This is a genomic window from Rhizobium sp. 01L419 (assembly GCF_056400025.1).
Genome location: NZ_JBFTSM010000018.1, coordinates 14677 through 30469, shown reverse-complemented (window position 1 = coordinate 30469; position 15793 = coordinate 14677). Strand labels below are relative to the sequence as shown.

The 15793-nt window shown below is 60.8% G+C and carries 16 protein-coding genes; 10 read left to right on the top strand and 6 right to left on the bottom strand.

Features of this window, described 5'->3' with window-relative positions; genetic code table 11:
- The first annotated feature begins 106 nt into the window (after positions 1 to 106).
- Positions 107 to 643, top strand: a complete 537-nt coding sequence (locus AC1DUP_RS28595) for a hypothetical protein (protein WP_113308547.1) — start codon at positions 107 to 109, stop codon at positions 641 to 643.
- Between the two features lie 722 nt (positions 644 to 1365).
- Positions 1366 to 1599, top strand: coding sequence for a biotin/lipoyl-binding protein (locus tag AC1DUP_RS28590; RefSeq protein ID WP_113308546.1), 234 nt, complete (start codon positions 1366 to 1368; stop codon positions 1597 to 1599).
- Between the two features lie 188 nt (positions 1600 to 1787).
- On the opposite strand, the gene AC1DUP_RS28585 is transcribed toward AC1DUP_RS28590, so the two are convergent.
- A complete protein-coding gene (locus tag AC1DUP_RS28585; RefSeq protein ID WP_477836067.1) occupies positions 1788 to 2513 on the bottom strand; it encodes a GntR family transcriptional regulator in 726 nt (241 codons plus the stop codon).
- Between the two features lie 260 nt (positions 2514 to 2773).
- Positions 2774 to 3274 carry an FCD domain-containing protein gene (locus tag AC1DUP_RS28580; RefSeq protein ID WP_113296164.1) on the bottom strand — a complete coding sequence of 167 codons (501 nt, stop codon included), beginning with the start codon at positions 3272 to 3274 and terminating at the stop codon, positions 2774 to 2776.
- 411 nt (positions 3275 to 3685) lie between these two features.
- Here AC1DUP_RS28580 and aepX point away from each other — a divergent pair, with 411 nt between their 5' ends.
- Genes aepX through epsC form a run of 8 tightly spaced genes read left to right on the top strand, consistent with a single transcriptional unit; the run spans position 3686 to position 11712 of the window.
- Entirely contained in the window at positions 3686 to 4609 is a 924-nt protein-coding gene (gene aepX, locus AC1DUP_RS28575; RefSeq protein ID WP_113308544.1) for a phosphoenolpyruvate mutase, read from the top strand.
- 56 nt (positions 4610 to 4665) lie between these two features.
- Positions 4666 to 5856: an aminotransferase class I/II-fold pyridoxal phosphate-dependent enzyme gene (locus AC1DUP_RS28570; RefSeq protein WP_113308543.1), complete on the top strand. Its 1191-nt coding sequence runs from the start codon at positions 4666 to 4668 to the stop codon at positions 5854 to 5856.
- A gap of 35 nt (positions 5857 to 5891) precedes the next feature.
- Positions 5892 to 6689, top strand: a complete 798-nt coding sequence (locus AC1DUP_RS28565) for a phosphocholine cytidylyltransferase family protein (RefSeq protein WP_113308542.1) — start codon at positions 5892 to 5894, stop codon at positions 6687 to 6689.
- 9 nt (positions 6690 to 6698) lie between these two features.
- On the top strand, positions 6699 to 7328 hold the full coding sequence (locus AC1DUP_RS28560) for a CDP-alcohol phosphatidyltransferase family protein (RefSeq protein WP_113308541.1): 630 nt from the start codon (positions 6699 to 6701) through the stop codon (positions 7326 to 7328).
- Positions 7329 to 7345: 17 nt separating this feature from the next.
- Positions 7346 to 8905 carry an aminotransferase class V-fold PLP-dependent enzyme gene (locus tag AC1DUP_RS28555; protein WP_113308540.1) on the top strand — a complete coding sequence of 520 codons (1560 nt, stop codon included), beginning with the start codon at positions 7346 to 7348 and terminating at the stop codon, positions 8903 to 8905.
- A complete protein-coding gene (locus AC1DUP_RS28550) occupies positions 8902 to 10008 on the top strand; it encodes a thiamine pyrophosphate-dependent enzyme (RefSeq protein ID WP_477836063.1) in 1107 nt (368 codons plus the stop codon). The genes AC1DUP_RS28555 and AC1DUP_RS28550 overlap by 4 nt, the downstream gene beginning before the upstream one ends.
- Positions 10008 to 10898 (top strand): DMT family transporter, encoded by an 891-nt coding sequence (locus AC1DUP_RS28545; protein ID WP_162748465.1) that lies wholly within the window; start codon positions 10008 to 10010, stop codon positions 10896 to 10898. The genes AC1DUP_RS28550 and AC1DUP_RS28545 overlap by 1 nt, the downstream gene beginning before the upstream one ends.
- A gap of 16 nt (positions 10899 to 10914) precedes the next feature.
- Positions 10915 to 11712 (top strand): serine O-acetyltransferase EpsC, encoded by a 798-nt coding sequence (gene epsC / locus AC1DUP_RS28540; RefSeq protein WP_113308537.1) that lies wholly within the window; start codon positions 10915 to 10917, stop codon positions 11710 to 11712.
- On the opposite strand, the gene AC1DUP_RS28535 is transcribed toward epsC, so the two are convergent.
- The 4 genes from AC1DUP_RS28535 to AC1DUP_RS28520 form a co-directional block, all read right to left on the bottom strand.
- On the bottom strand, positions 11651 to 12577 hold the full coding sequence (locus AC1DUP_RS28535) for an alpha/beta hydrolase (protein ID WP_162748464.1): 927 nt from the start codon (positions 12575 to 12577) through the stop codon (positions 11651 to 11653). The two genes, epsC and AC1DUP_RS28535, sit on opposite strands and share 62 nt — an antisense overlap.
- Complete coding sequence (locus AC1DUP_RS28530; protein ID WP_477836060.1) at positions 12574 to 13605, bottom strand: succinylglutamate desuccinylase/aspartoacylase family protein; 1032 nt, start codon at positions 13603 to 13605, stop codon at positions 12574 to 12576. Before AC1DUP_RS28530 ends, AC1DUP_RS28535 begins: the two co-directional genes overlap by 4 nt.
- A complete protein-coding gene (locus tag AC1DUP_RS28525; RefSeq protein ID WP_113308535.1) occupies positions 13602 to 14381 on the bottom strand; it encodes a metallophosphoesterase in 780 nt (259 codons plus the stop codon). Before AC1DUP_RS28525 ends, AC1DUP_RS28530 begins: the two co-directional genes overlap by 4 nt.
- Before the next feature lie 79 nt (positions 14382 to 14460).
- A complete protein-coding gene (locus AC1DUP_RS28520) occupies positions 14461 to 15711 on the bottom strand; it encodes an extracellular solute-binding protein (protein WP_113308534.1) in 1251 nt (416 codons plus the stop codon).
- Positions 15712 to 15793: the final 82 nt, after the last annotated feature.

The window sequence follows — 15793 nt, the reverse complement described above, 5'->3', positions numbered from 1 at the left end:
ACGCAAAACGGTTTCGAGTAATCAGTTCGTTATCATCTACAGGCATCCGGAGCACAGTCCTTCTCGTCAGCGGGCAACCTGCCCACTCAACAAAAGGAACAATCAGATGGTCAAGGTCTTGGACGACATTCTTTCGCAGTCTGCGTACTCCGCCGAAATTGAGGTGCCGCTCGAAGCGATCGACATCGCCGACTGGCTCTTCAATCTGCCGGAAGCCGAATATCTGCGGTGCTGCCCTCCCGACCACATCGCAGCCGGAATCACCTGGACTGACGACGGCCGCCGGATGTCGATCAACGTCGAACAGATCGGCTCCGGACTGGTAGTCCAGCACTACGTGGCCGAGGTTGCCGGGCCGACTTACTGCCGGATGAACTCCATCTCGGATGTGTTCACGGTCAATGGCCGCACCCAGGTCAATGTCGTCTGGGAGCTGATCGCCGAGAAGATCGACGACCGTCGCACCCGATATACCAACCGGGTTACCGCTCATCCGACAGACGCCTTCATGGCCTTCCTCGAAGAATATGGTACCAAGTACGACGATGCCGCTGCAGCCCGGCAGGCCGCGGGCGGCGACCACAACAGCCGCGAGACTCCCCTATTTGCTGCGAGCATTGCCCGCCACGCACTGGCGAAGTGAAGCGATGAGATGCAAGCGATCGTTTTCGACGACTTCGGCGAGGCGAAGGTTTTCAGACCGGCCGAAGTTTCCCTTCCCATTCTTCGTCGAGACGATACGCTCCTCGGAGTGATGGCTGCAGGGCGTCAACCGCGCCGACATCCTCCAGCGCGCGGACGTCTACGGCAACCAATCATACGGCGACAGCTCCGTTCTGGGGCTGGAAGTCGCCGGAGAAGTCGTGGCTGCCAGAGACCAGGTGCAATAGTTCGCGATCGGCATCTCTCTCCTACCGAAAAAATGTCCCGCACGAAGTTGCGGCCTCGATCAGGCGCCAACCGGAGCTGTCTTCGCAGATCAAGACGACGCCGCTCGGTTCGCGATCCGTCCACGCAGTGTCTATGCCCAGAACCGCTCTCAACTCAGACTCCGTCTTTCGCGGCATTCTTCCAAGTCCTTTCGATATCCTGCTCGGGGAATGTCGCGCGGCCCGCAGGCGCCGCAGTTCTGCACCTCTCGTCCAATCAATCCCCGCACGCCGTTCTTTTCGAATTACGCGAGATGGAGTGCGTCCCGAAGCGCCTCCTAACGGCTCGGCCATTTTGTGGCGGAGAACCCATCCTCTTATCTGACCTGAACGGTCATCACGCCGATACGGCGCGCCTGCGGCAAGTGAATAAGCGCACCCAAGAGAAACCAACCGCTTCGTCCCGGCTCAGCGGCGCCTTGCCATCGATCAGTCGATGCAACACATCAACCGGGTGATCAACGGCATCGGCACAGTGGCGCCGCTTCAATCAGTTGACGTGCGCCCTCGCATTGATGGCCAGGTCATGGAAATACCTTTCGCCGAAGGCGAGATGGTGGAACTGGGAAGCGTTCTCCTGAAACTCGACGACCGAGAGCTGGTCGCCTTGCCTGCCTCGACCCGGACAGCACCTCGATGTCTTCGGTTCACGTCCCAGTTCTCTGGATAGCTGGCTGCCCTGGCTCATAGCCGCTGGGAAGACGGAGCACGGAATGCCTTTTGGCGCTCTGGCGCGAGAGGTCTCTAGCGATGTGAAGCGGGCATCGTGCGCCGCTGTCTTGATTATCCGCCGGACTCGTAGGGAGTCAATCGTGGCTCAGAAACGAACAAGATGCGGACATCCTTGTTCCACCGCCGTCAGAGGCCTTGTGCCCAATCGTTGCTCGCCTGCAATGCAACGAGATTTCCTTCGCTGACAAGTTCGTGCAACAGATCGTGCTTGGCGCGATATTGAGTCCGCAGGTTTGCGGCAGCACCTCTGGCGTCGTGGCGGCGCAAGAGATCCAGAAACTCCTCCATGTCTTGCGCGATCCTCGTCAGCCGCGCCGGTCGCTTGAGGTCAAGATGGCGGATGAAGGTCGTCCTGCCATTGAAGGATTGGATCACCTGCCGGTATTTCCTGTTGTTCGCCATGCCGGCGACCCGCTCATAGAGCACTTCGATGAAATCGGTATAGGCGTGCGCGAGATCCGGTTTGTCTGTCGCGTTTCCTCCCAACGGCGCGCGCTCCAGGCTCGGAAGGCCCGTTCCCGTGAAGGCGGCGACATCCGACTCGATGACATGCGTGAGGATGGTGAGCGCCAGATCGTAGTCGTCGGCGAGGTCGGCGAAGCTCAACGGCTTGGAGAAATAGCCGCTTCCCGGTACGCTGCCGACGATGCCTTCGCTTGCAAGTAGGATCAGCGCCTCGCGCACGGGCGTTTTACTTACCCGCAAATGATCGGCGAGCACACCGATGTCGAGCTTGGCGTGCGGCGGCACCCTTTGCGTCACGAGGAGAGATTTCAGCCGCGCGTAGACGTGCCCGGTTTTCGATCGATCAGCCGTATGCGATCCCTCTGCTATGGCATGCCCCCTCATCATCGAAACGCCTCCATACAAATTGGTTGAGGCCTCCTGCCAGCGCTGCGCCGCCCGATTAAGTTTGCAGGACAGCGACGGCAAACCCGGTCTAGTGGCAGGTTGGGCCGATTGATTGTCGGGTGAATACAACTACCCACAGGCGATTATTGACGATAATACACGCTCAAGGAGTTCAAAAGTCAACTTCTATTTACTAGATATCAATTCGCCGTGCACCGCCCCGGTTGTCCGGGCCAGTTATCCTAGAGATCCGATAAACTTTACTTGCGCCGGCGGACGTCGGGAAACGGGAGTATCGTTCCGGTCTGGCCCGCAAGCAACAGAAGGCGACGGCGAAGACTGCAATCGAGGATCTCCAGGACCCGCTCGGTGTCCTGGACGATAAGGGCATCCACAAGATCGGCCGTTTCGGCAAGCGCCTTCCTGGCCGATTTGGTCGTCGTCAGCTCGGATTGCCGGAATGCGCGCGAGCGTTCGTTGAACCCCCAGATCTCGCCAAGCATGCGCTTGTTGTCCGCCAAGGAGACGATACGGTCGTACAATTGCTCCTGGAAGGTAATGAGTTCGCCGGCAAATTCCGATGGCTTCGGAAGCTCACCGTTCGGTTCGGGCGACTGAAGAAGTGGGGGAATGCGCAGACCTGCGAAAGAGAAGACCGAGAGATTGGCGCGAACTGCGTGGCGCATGATGGCATGTGCAAAATCAAGATCGTCCCGCATCGACAAGATCTGATCTGACGGCAGTTCATCCCCGTTTGTCATGCGCCAATTCCACCTGCGTTCCGATCTTCCGGCTCGCGCCGGCTAACAATTGACATGCTACACTGACATTGCAACCGTGTGCAATACTCATCCATTCAATACTACGTTCAATTGTGTTGATCGGAATCCTGGCGTTTGAAACCCGTGACGAGTGGGCAATGGGACCATCGGGGATATCACTCAAAATCGGACAAAAATAATGCTGGCATTGCTTCTGGGCACGCCGCAGAACATATAATACGATATATTCTAGAATATATTTCAAAATATATCACAGTACATAACTGTTTTTTCAGCAATAAACCCACTACACCCGCAGGTTCTCCAAATATATTCAAAGATATATTCTCAACCCCTATTGCGAGTCTAACCTTTTTCATAAAGCATCAGTTTTATGAAGGAGGCATGACAATGAACAAGGCAATTTCATTTCCGATGAATGCTGAAGCCTTGCCGGTGAGCACCTCATCGACAACCCTTCGCGAACTCATTCTTTCCAACGATCTATCCTTCCTGATGGAAGCCCATGACGGCCTTTCGGCGGCGATTGCCGAACGCGCCGGCTTCAAGGGGCTTTGGGCGTCAGGGCTTTCGATCTCATCTGCGCTCGGTTATCGCGACGCCAACGAGGCAAGCTGGACGCAGGTGGTTGACGTCGTCGAACGCATGGTCGATGCCACCAGTGTTCCTGTTCTGGTCGACGGCGACAGCGGCTTCGGCAACTTCAATAATGCCCGGTTGCTCGCCAAGAAGCTCGAACAGCGTGGTGCCTCGGGTGTGGCGATCGAGGACAAGGGGTTTCCGAAGATGAACTCCTTCGTCGGCGACAGACATACGCTGGCAGATGTCGACGAATTCTGCGGCCGGCTAAAAGCCGTGAAGGATACGACTGGGCCGGATTTCGCGCTCGTTGCCCGTATCGAAGCGCTGATCGCCGGCCACGGGCTGGATGAGGCGCTGACAAGAGCCCATGCCTATGCGAAGGCGGGCGCCGACGCCATTCTCATTCATTCCCGCAAGGCGGTTGCCGACGAGATCCTCGCCTTTGCCAAGGAATGGGACAACAAGCTTCCTGTCGTCATTGTGCCGACCAAATACTACCGGACGCCCGTTTCCGCCTACCGCAAGGCCGGCATTTCGACCGTCATCTGGGCCAATCACACGATGCGGGCGGCCATTGCCGGCATGCGCGATATCTGTGCCCGCATCCAGACAGAAGAAAGTATTGCCGGGATCGAGGAGCAGGTTGCCGGCCTCGAGGAGCTCTTCAGCCTAGTCGGTTATGACGAGCTGGCGCAGGCGGAAGAGCAGTATCTGCCAAAGCAGATCGCATAACGGCCGTCGAAACGGCGCCATAACCATTCCAAAACATCAGACGTGGAGGAGCGCACATGCTTGCGCAACGGACAAATCTGTTCGGTTCATCGGGGACCGCAGCGGCGCGCGCCGCAGCAAAGGCGGCCGCCGATGCCGGCAAGGAAATCATCGATCTGACGGCCGGAGAGATCTGGAGCGATCTGGCGCCAGCCATCCGCGATGGTGCGATCGATGCCATCAACAAGGGCATCAATCGTTATACCGACACGGTCGGCATGATGGAGTTGCGCGAAGCGCTTGCAAGAAAGGTGTCGCTCGATACCGGGCAGATCTGGAAGGCAGAAGAGGTTGCCGTCACGTCAGGCGCCAAGCAGGCCCTCTTCAACGCCGCAATGGTGCTGCTCAACCCCGGCGATGAAGTCATCATCCCGGCGCCCTACTGGACGACCTTTCCAGCCCAGGTGCTGATCGCCGGCGGCACGCCGGTGTTCATCGACACACGGTCCAATGGCCATATCCCGCGCATCGCTGATATCCGGGCAGCCGTCACGGATAGGACGCGAGCGATCGTCATCAACACGCCGAACAATCCGACGGGCGCCGTCTACGATGTGCAGACCCTGATCGGCATTGCCGAGCTCGCCATCAACCGCAATCTATGGGTCATCTTCGACGAGTGCTACGGCGACTTCGTGCACGGCCATCAGATCCATCATCCGATTGTTTCTCTCGTTCCGGAGGTGCGTTCGCGGACCCTGATCGTCAACGCTTTCAGCAAGTCACTCGCCCTGACCGGCTGGCGGATCGGCTATCTTGCAGGGCCGAAGGAGGTGATCAATGCCGTCAAGGCACTGCAATCGCACACGACGTCCAATCCCAATGTGATCGCGCAGCACGCCGTTCTCGCTCATCTGCAACGAACCGATGGAGCTTATGAGAGCAGGCTGCGGTCGCAACTTGCGAGCGCCCGCCAGGTGGGGCTCAATGCGCTTTCGTCGCTGACGCGGGTACTCGTTCCGAAGGCGCAGGGCGGCTTCTACTTCTATCTCGACCTTTCGGATCTGTTGAAACCGGCGTTGATGAACGGCGCTGCCGCAACCGCCGACGAGGTCGTCAATTCGCTCCTTTCTGAGGCCGGCGTTGCGGCCGTGTCCGGCACCGCGTTCGGCGATCCCGTTGGGCTTCGCCTCTCCTACGGCATCCCGCCCGAAAAACTGGAAGCCGGCCTCTCCCGGCTCGTCGATGTCCTCAACGCCTGGGAATGACGCCGTCATCCCGAACAACCAAGAAGGGGAAGGAAATGACATATTACCATCCGAAGAAGGCCGTCATTCTCGCAGCCGGTTTCGGTTCCCGCCTGCGGCCCTTGACGGATCTGCGCCCCAAGCCGCTGGTCGAGGTCAATGGAACGCCGATCCTTCACAACGCCCTGCGCAACCTGGAAGAGGTTGGCGTCGAAGAGGTCACAATCGTCGTCGGTTATCGCAAGGACGCCATCCAGTACGCTTGCGGCCGACGCTTCGGCCGCCTGGAAATCAACTATGTCGAGTCAACCGTCTTCGACAAGACTGGCAGTGCCTATTCCCTCTGGCTGGCGCGCGAAACGCTGCTGCAAGGAGACTGCTATCTTCTCGAGGGTGACGTCTTCTTCGAGGTCGATGCGCTACGCTCTCTGATGATGGATGAGGCTGCAAACGCATCAGCAGTGGCGCCCTTCGAGCCCTCCATGGAGGGCTCCGCCGTCGTTCTCTCCGACAACGGTTATATCGCAGAAGTGCGGATGAAGCAGACAGCCGCAAACCTTGTCGAGGGGGCACCCCAACTCTTCAAGACGATGAACCTGATCCGGCTGTGTTCCGCGGATCTGCGCTCCAAGATCGTGCCCTTCCTCGACGAATTGATCGGCACCGGAGCCGTCAAGGCCTATACCGAGGAACTCTTCGCCAATCTCATCGAACGACGCGGGCTGCGCATGGCGGCGGCACGGTGCGACGATCTCAGATGGTACGAGATTGACAGCACCGAGGATCTGCGCATCGCCGAGGCTCTCTTTGCAGACGCTTTCGCGCCCTCCCGGGCAGTCGCCGCGGCAGAATAGGAGCCCGTCATGATCAAGTATCTCTATGATCCCGCCAACGCCATAACGTTCTGCGGTCTGCTCTTTTCCGCCGTCGCGATGAATTTCGCCCTGCAGGACCGGATCGATTACGCCATCGTGTTCGGACTATGGGCGATGCTGGCCGACCAACTCGATGGAATCGTCGCTTCCCGCACGAAGAACCGTGCTGCCGATTTCGGCAAGATGGGCAAGAGTCTCGACGGCTTTGCCGACCTCGTTTATGGCGCAGTACTGCCGGCGCTGATCGTCATTCAACTTGGCGACGGCTGGCTTTTCGCCAATGTGCTGAGCGTGACGATGGTCGCGGCAGGCGCCCTTCGTCTGAGCTATTTCAACAATTTCGGCCTTTCCACAACGGGATACTTTACCGGCGTGCCCCTGTCCTACGACATGCCGCTTCTGGCCGCCCTCCAGATCGCCGGTCACCTGGCGCCCGGCCTCGTAGGCCCGACAACCGTCGTTGCAGCCTTCCTCGTGCTGGTGCTGCTGCACGTGTCTCCACTGCAGATCCCGGCGCCCGGCAAGGTCATGTACCGGGCGATCTGCGCCTATGCGCTTGCGGCCACGGGTCTGCTGCTTGCGCATGCTGAGGGGCTTTTTGGACAGGTAAACGGCTGAAATACGGGAGCAAGACCATGTTACACGCAAGCACCCTGCCCGTCTCGGCAATGGAAGGCGACGCGCCGTCACCCTTCAAGTCCCTGGGTGTCGAACCCTTCATCAATTGCGGCGGCGTTCGGTCCACATTCGGCGGCAGCCGCATCCTCCCTGAGGCCATGGACAGCATGAACAAAGCAGCGGCTGAGTTCGTCGACCTCGACGAGCTGGCGATCGGTGCGGGCCGCGAGCTTGCAGCCATTACCGGGGCGCAGTGGGGAATCGTGACCTCCTGCACGACGGCGGCCATGGCGTTGGCGACGGCGGCCTGCATGGCAGGCCACAATCCGGAACGAATGCTGCGACTGCCGGACGCGACGGCAATGCCCAACAAGGTCGTTATCCCGCGAGCCCACCGCTTTGCCTACGACTTCGTCTTCAAGACAGTGGGGGCCGTTCTCGTCGAATTCGCCAGTGTCGAAGAGCTCTTGCGGGTGCTCGACGGTTCCGTCGCGATGGTCTGCCTGCTGGGACGAGCAAACACCGGCGAGGACTTCTCGAACGCCGACATCATCCGCATCGCCAAGAGCAAGCGCGTGCCGGTGCTGGTCGACGCCGCGGCTCAGACGCCCACCTATCCCGATCGGTGGCTGGAGGCCGGTGCGGACCTCGTCGTCTATGCCGGTGGCAAGTTTCTGAGGGGGCCTCAATCGACGGGCTTTCTCCTCGGGGCCGAGAACCTCTGCAAGATGGCCTGGCTCAACGGGCCTCCCCATCAGGCATTCGGCCGGGCGATGAAGGTCGGGAAGGAAGAGATCATCGGGGCCGTGCGTGCCTTGCGCCATTTCCTCCACGAACGGGACGCCAATGCCGAAGCGCTCGAGATGGAGCGGCGCCTCGAGGCAATTGACGGGCATCTCGGCCTCGCCGCGGTCACTACGCAGATCGTCCCGGCGAGCGCGACCTGGCATTCGCCAAGGATCCGGGTTTCCTGGGACCGCGACGCTGTCGACCTTACCGGAGAGGAGGTCCGCGTCGAAATGGATCGCTCCAGACCGCGGATCCATATTCATGACTTCTGGTCGTCGGAGAATTCCATCGTCGTCGACCCTTTCAATTTTCACGACGGTGACGCCGAGATCGTCGGTTCCGCGCTCGCCCGCCTGTTCCGAGCCCACCTACGCAAAGCGACCCGGGAACCGCAGCCGCGCATCATCGATGTCGGCGGCCAGTGGGAAGTCGAAATCGACTATCTCCACGGCCGGGTGGTCCACACGTTCCGGCTCGAAACTGTTGCAAACGGCATCAGCGGTTCGCACCGATCGCTCGATTCCGACGGGGAGATCTCCGGAACGGTGGCCGGCAAGACGTTTCGCCTGACCGCAAGACATGCCGGGCATCCGACCTCTGTCTATTACAGCTTTTCTGGGGAGGTTGACGGCGAGACCATGAGCGGCGAGGTCGCGCTCGGGGCCGCCGCCGACGAACACTTCGGACCTGTCTTCCGAAGACAGTTCGGGACGGTGCGATGGTCGGCGCGAAGAAAGGCCTCCGCCTTGCCCGAACAAACGTCGTCCACCGAGGACCATGTTCGATGACGATCGCCGCCCACACGTTTCTCGACATGCTGGTCGAGGCCGGGATTGCCAGGGCGACGGGGGTTCCCTGTTYGCTGCTGGGAGCGCTTTATGCTGCGCTGCCCGAGCGGCGCGACATCGGCTACATCACCGCCCACAACGAGGGGGCCGCCCTTTCCCTTGCCAGCGGACTTGCGCTTTGCGGCCAGCCTTGCGCAACACTGATGCAGGATTCGGGCTTCGGCAATCTCGTCAATCCACTGACGTCACTGTCCCTGCCCTACGGGATCGGCACCGTGCTGATCATCGGATCCCACAATCCGCAAACGGATGAGCCGCAACATCGCTATATGCCCAAGGTCGTGACCGCGGTGCTGGAGGCGCTCGACATTCCCTTCCTCGATGTCCACGGCGATTTCGATTTGCACGGGGCAACCAAGCTCATCCGGGGCAGCATCGCTTCCGGCGGCGTGGTCGCGATCGGAATCCGTCGTGGCAGCATTGCGCATGACCAGCTGGCGGGCCTGCATATGCAAGAAGGTTTGAGCGACCGTCCCGATCGTGCCGCTGCGGTTAGAGCCGTGGCGGAATGGCTCTTGCCCGATACGGCCGTCGTCGCGACGACCGGCTATATTTCGCGCGAACTGCGGGTCGCATTCGACCGCCCGGAAAATTTCTACATGCTGGGCTCAATGGGACACGCACCTGCGATCGGGCTGGGTGTGGCGCTGGCAAGGGCAAGGCAGGGCGAAGTCGTGCTCCTGGATGGCGATGGCGCGCTCATGATGCACCTTGGCGTGCTTTCCATGATCGGCGAGCAGCGGCCTTCGCGGTTCGTGCATGTGGTGCTCGACAACGAGCTCTACGAGACGACCGGCGGCCAGCCGAGCCTGTCGGCAGCCGTCAACCTCGCGGAGGTCGCCCTTGCGAACGGCTACAGGTCGGCCGTCAGATGCGGGGATGCCTCAACCCTTGCTCAGGAACTGAGGGAGGCCAGAAAGCGCCCCGGCCCGCACATGCTCGTTGCCAAGATACGCGCAGGCGAAACAAACGCGCTGCCGTCGATCGTCAGCCACAAGCAGTTGCCGCTGATCGCCACGCAATTTTCAGCGAGCCTGACGTGATGTCGGTGCTTCTTTTTGCCCATTCGAGCAAAGGCTCGACCTGGCTGATCTTCTGGCTCCATCTCATAGCGGCGATCGCATTTTTGATCGCGAACGCACTGACCCGCCTCGTCCCGCAGATGTCGCCATCGGAAATCGCCCTTCTGCGCAGCGTCTTCATGGTCCTCTTCATGTTACTGATTGCAGCACGCCGCGGCGAGAATGGCCGCATTCGCTTCGACAGAGCGATGGTCCTTCAGTCGTTTCTGGCTGGATCGGCCACCTACCTGGTCATGTTTCTATGGTTCTGGAGCCTGCGGCTCCTGCCGCTGGCAAGCGTCACGACGCTATTTTACCTGAAGATCGTATTTGCGGCGCTCCTGTCCAGCCTGCTCTTGGGCGAGAGGTTTTCGCCGCTTGCCGCCGGCGGCGCCGTGATCGTGTGCGCGGGAATTGCGGTCGCCATCGGGCCTGATCTTTCCCTGTACAATATCGGGACCGGACTGGCCATCCTCTCGGGGCTGCTAAGCGCAGGCAGCGCGATCGCCTCCCGGGAAGTCTCACGGCGCGCCGATGTGCTTCTGGCCAGTCTTGCCTTCTCGATCGGCGGACTGCCGATCGGACTTGCGATCTCCGCGCCCTCCCTGACAATGCCGGATCTGTCTGCGCTGATGGTGATCGTGCTGGTTGCAGCGCTGTCGGTCGTCTCGCAGCTTGCCCTGTTTGCCGCCTATGTCGCCGGTCCGCTTAGCCGAAATTCCGGCTTCGAAGCGATCCGGGTCGTCGGTGCAGCCCTTCTTGGCGCAGTCTTCCTCGACGAACCGGTCACTCGGGGCCTCCTCGTGGGCATGCCAATCATCTGCATCGGCCTCTACCTGATGTGCCGCCCTACACCGTCTCCGCAATTGTAGTTTCGAGGTCATCGCCATGCGCCAAATGGGCAATCAGGGGGTCTTGAAGGACAATCTTCTCGAAAGACTGAAGCAACTCGCGTTGGAATGGCTTCGCAAGGACGAGGTCTTGGCACCGTTGCTTGAGCCCATTCTGTCTGCCAGCAAGCTTGCGCCCCTCCTGGCATCGACGGTCGCCGTGCCCCTGTCGGCGGGGAGCCCGCTCGACCTGGAGGCGATATTCGAGGAAGCCTACGCGAATGATGCCCGCCTTGTTTCGGCGGCCCGCAGCGATCTCGAGCAGACCTTTTCCGGCGAGGCGGCCGTCTCCGACATATTGAGCCCGTTTCTGTTCTTTCCGGGATTTCATGCGCTGCAGGCCCACCGCCAGGCGCATCGGTTGTGGCGATCCGGGCGCTTCGGGCTCGCGCATCACATCCAGTCATTGTCGATCCGCCTCCATGGAGCTGACATTCATCCGGGTGCACAGATCGAGCCCGGCGTCGTGCTGTCGCACAGCAACGGCGTCGTCATCGGCGAAACCGCCGAAATCGGCCAAGGCGTGATCATTCGCCAGAATGTGACACTCGGATCCAAATATCGGCACGGCGGCCTGCGCCACCCGCTCGTGGGACCCGGTGTCATCATCGGCGCCGGGGCGAGCATCCTTGGCCGGATCACGATCGGCGAGAATGCCGTGATCGGAGCTGGGGCCGTTGTCGTTCATCCCGTGTCTCCCGGCGAAACCGTTGTTGGATTTGCCGCGCGGCCTCTCAGGAGCTCGAGACCTTGCCAGCCAGTAATGCCGGTGGCGAGCGGTGGCAGCAATGGTTGATGAAGGCAACCACAGGCGCAAGATGCTCGTGGACTGCGGCCCAATGCTCAAGTCGCCTCAGATAACCGTGGCGAGCCCCTTTCGCGACCAGCAACTGATGGCTGACGCGATCTCGATCGAGCAACGCCGCCAGATCCAGGCTGTCCGACAGAAGCGGATCGCATTCGGCGGCCGCGATGTAGACATTGGGAAGCGCACCGGGATCGCGGGCGAGTAGATCAGCCTCGCACCGGCTCTGGAGCGGCGTTGCATGCAGGTATGCCGACCAGTAGTTGCGCATCCGTTCAGTCGTCAGGCCGGAGTCTCCGCAGCCATGCATGCGATGGCTGACTGTCGCAAATTCCGGCCTGTAGGCGCCATAGAACAGGATCAGCCCGTTCGTTGTCGCGCGGGGCAGTTTCATCGCGGCCGACAGGGCGATATGGGCGCCGGCCGAATCCCCGGCCAGGAAAAGCCCACCCCGACCTACGTCGGCAAGGATCGTCCGGTCCCGCAGGCCGTGCATGATCTCAACGACATCGTCGCGCGCCGACGGATAGGGATGCTCCGGCGCCAGCCGATAGCCAACCGACAGGATCGCGATCCTTGCGTAGACGGAAAGCTGGCGCAGGAAGCGGTCATGGCTGTCGAGCGAGCCGAAGGACCATCCGCCGCCGTGCAGGTAGACGAGCAACGGGAGCGTCTCCACGCGCAGAGGCTCATAGAGGCGGCAGGGCAGACCATCCTGCTTCGGCAGCCTGATATTGCGCACGAAGGCGACGGCAGGGGCATTGGCGTTGAGCTGCCGGTCCTCGGCGCCCCGCTCGATGCGTTCCTGTTGAATTGCGGCGAGATCAACCGCTCGGAGCGTAGGCAGGGTCGTCACAGGGAAATATCGGTCGCCAGATGATAGAGGCAGTCGCCGCGACTGGTCCGTCCGATCGAGCGCTGGCAAATCACGAGCCCGTCATGACGAAACCGGTCGACGACCGGCTGGCGTGCCGGGTCGTCAGGGAACCAGATCCTGGCGGCAGGCTCTCCCCTCGTCACCACGTCGCCGAGATCGCACAGCGGCTCGTAGATGCCATCGGCCGAAGCAAAGACGAAATTATCATCCCCAGCCAGTTCGACCATCCGCAGATTCTTCCCACCGATTATCTCGCCGCCATCACATAAGAGACCCCACAGCCTGAGCACCGACCTTATGCCGCGTTCGGCGATGTCCAGCCCAAGGCGGGATACTGTGCCGCCGCCCCCAAGTTCGCTCGAGATGAGCGGCTTGCCACAGCGTTCGGCAGCGCCGGCCAATCCCCTGTCCAATAGGCCCTCCTCTCCGGGCTGGCCGGATTTGACCAGACAGAGAGGCGCACCCAAGGCTCGGACGGCCGAGACAAGCAGCGCCCGTCGCGCCGGATCGGGGCTCAACCGCATCAGGCTGCAGGGACTGTGCAGAAGAGAACTGCCGCCCGAATGCAGGTCGATGATAAGATCGCATCCGGGAAGCAGGACGGTTTCTAGATAATGCGCGAGCATTTCGGTCGGCGAACCATCCGGCCGTCCGGGGAAGGCACGATTGAGGTTCATTCCGTCGAGCGGCGAAAGCCGTGTTCCAGCTGCGACCGCAGGCGTGTTGACCGAAGGCAGTACGATAAGCCTGCCCCTCAGCTGCTGGAGAGAGATTTCAGCAAGCAATTTGGTCGTTGCGAGCTGGCCCTCATACTCGTCGCCATGAATGCCCGAAGAGACAAGGATGGTCGGCCCGTCTCCGTTCCGGATGACGGTGATGGGAACCGGCTGCCACCCATAGGCCGATCGGTTGGAGGAATAGGGCAAGCGCAGATGGCCGTCGAACCTGCCCGTCTCCAAGAAGGGAACTTCACAGACGATCCGTGAGGTGGATGTTGCCATGCTCATGCCGATTGCCCGCGTGTGCCGAAGGGAATGAGGCGATGCATGAACGTTTCGCCATGGAAGATCATTTCCAGCACACCAGGAAATGCGACAGGGCGGTCAACCGGAGCGGTCCGTTCGTCGAGTTGGTCGCCCGTGGTCGGGGCCCAGACGACGCTGACGCCATCCCGATGCAGAACGCGATATTCGTGGCGATGGCCGCAGGCGACCACGCGCACGCCGAACCTGGTTACGAGATCCCAGAACCGCGACCGTGTCTCCACAGGAATGGCGGCCGAGCCCTCCTCGACCTCGTCGGGTGCGATAACGAAAGGCGGCTTGTGCATGAAGAGCGCGATCGACGGCCCACGCGCCAGGTGAAGCGCGCCTTCCAGCCATGCCCACTCTTCGGTTTCCTTCTGCGATCCCAGCCCGAACAACATGGAGTTTATGCCGATCAAGCTCCACCCGGCAATGTCCCTTGCCCAGTGCGCTGAGCCGTAATTGGTCTCGAAACGTTGCAGAAGATCATCGCGGATAAAGGCGCTTCGCGGCGGCCCGTCGCCAATATCGTGATTGCCCGGAATGGCCAGCCATTCGACGTCGAGACGAGACAGCTCGCCCTTTGCGAAAGCGTGATCCGTGGCATTCTCGGGCTCTGCCAGCACGATGTCCCCGGTGTGAATGACCAGATTCGGTCGAGCTTTTCTGATCGCGCGGATCGCCTCGGCCCACCCGGAACGAGAGCCAGGATCATTTTCCCGCAGATGTGTGTCACTGATATGAATAACTTTGAACATTTATCCTCGCCCTGCAGCGTAAAAGGCACGCTGCATCATGAGGAGGCCGACTTGCATCGGCCCCCGTCGGTCCGCCCCACTAAAGGAGGATTTCGACCTGCCGACGCAATTGCGGCAGCGCCTGTTCGGGTGGAACGGCAAGGGACGACGCCTGCTGCATCGCATCCTCGATCGTCTTGTCAATCTTGGCCGAATTCTGCCCTGGAAAGGCATACCATGGTGAAGCGCGGCCGATGCTGTCGATTGCCGGGCCGAGGTTGGGCTGGGACAGGAGGAACGCTTTCAACGCGGGATCCCGCTCGACCGCAACCGTATTGGTCGGCAGGTAGGAGGTCTTCTGGGCGACGATCAACTGCCCTTTTGGCCCCGCCAAGAATTTTAGGAAACGCCAGGCCGCCTCCTGTCGACGGGGATCCCCGGCCGTCATGATGGCGGCAATGCCTGCAGCCGGCACACGGCCCTTGGCATCAGGAATGGGAAGAGCGGTGACGCCGAGCTTAAACTTGTCGGCGATTTCCTGCGTGTGCTTCGACAGGAGGCTGCTTGAATCGGTGAACACGCCGATGGCACCACTCACGAAGGCCTGTCGCGACTGGGGCGTCGTCATCGTCATGCCTGCCTGGCCGGCATCTCCGAAATCGCGCAGCAGCTTGAACACAGAAGCGCCAGCCGGACCGTCAAAGGTCAGCGTCCGGTCGTCCTCACTCATCAGCCTGCCGCCATGGGATTCGATCAGGGCCTGGAAGGTTGCCGCATTGCTGCGGATAAAGCCGCCGATGACATCAGGATGGCGTCCCCTGATCTCCTTGGCAAGTGCGACGATCTCGGCCCAGTCGGTCGGGAAGGGCCGATCGCCATGAACCTCCTCGACCAGGGTCGCATTGTAAAAAAGCATGGGAAAGGAAAAGCCGACGCCCAGTCCGTAGATCGTACCCGCGATCCTGCAACTGTCGGCGACGGAGGCGGAATAGGCGCCACCCTTCCAGTCGGGGTCATTGTCGATAAACGGCTGCAGAGGAGCCGCGATTTTGCGCTCGGCGGCGACACGCAGATAGTTATAACCCTGGAAGGAGACGTCGGGAAGGTCGTCGACGACGGCCTTGCGCAAGAGTTCCTGTATCATTTCGGGCTGTTCGCCGGGGGCCATCTCAAGCTTGACGGCTATGTCTGGATTTTCCGCTTCGAAGGCGCTGACCAATTCGTCAAACAGCGGGCGGAAAATCGAAATGGCCTGGCCGACGCGCAGTGTCGTCTGCTCGGCACTGGCCGAAGCCGGCAGCCCAGTCAGAAGCGCGACGCCAGCAAGAAAATTCCGTCGATTAAGGGGCATCGTTAAGCCCTTTCGGCTTCGATTCGTGGAGGGAGGACGGGTTCGGCGGCAAGTCGCCGCCGAACCCGGATCGCACGATGGC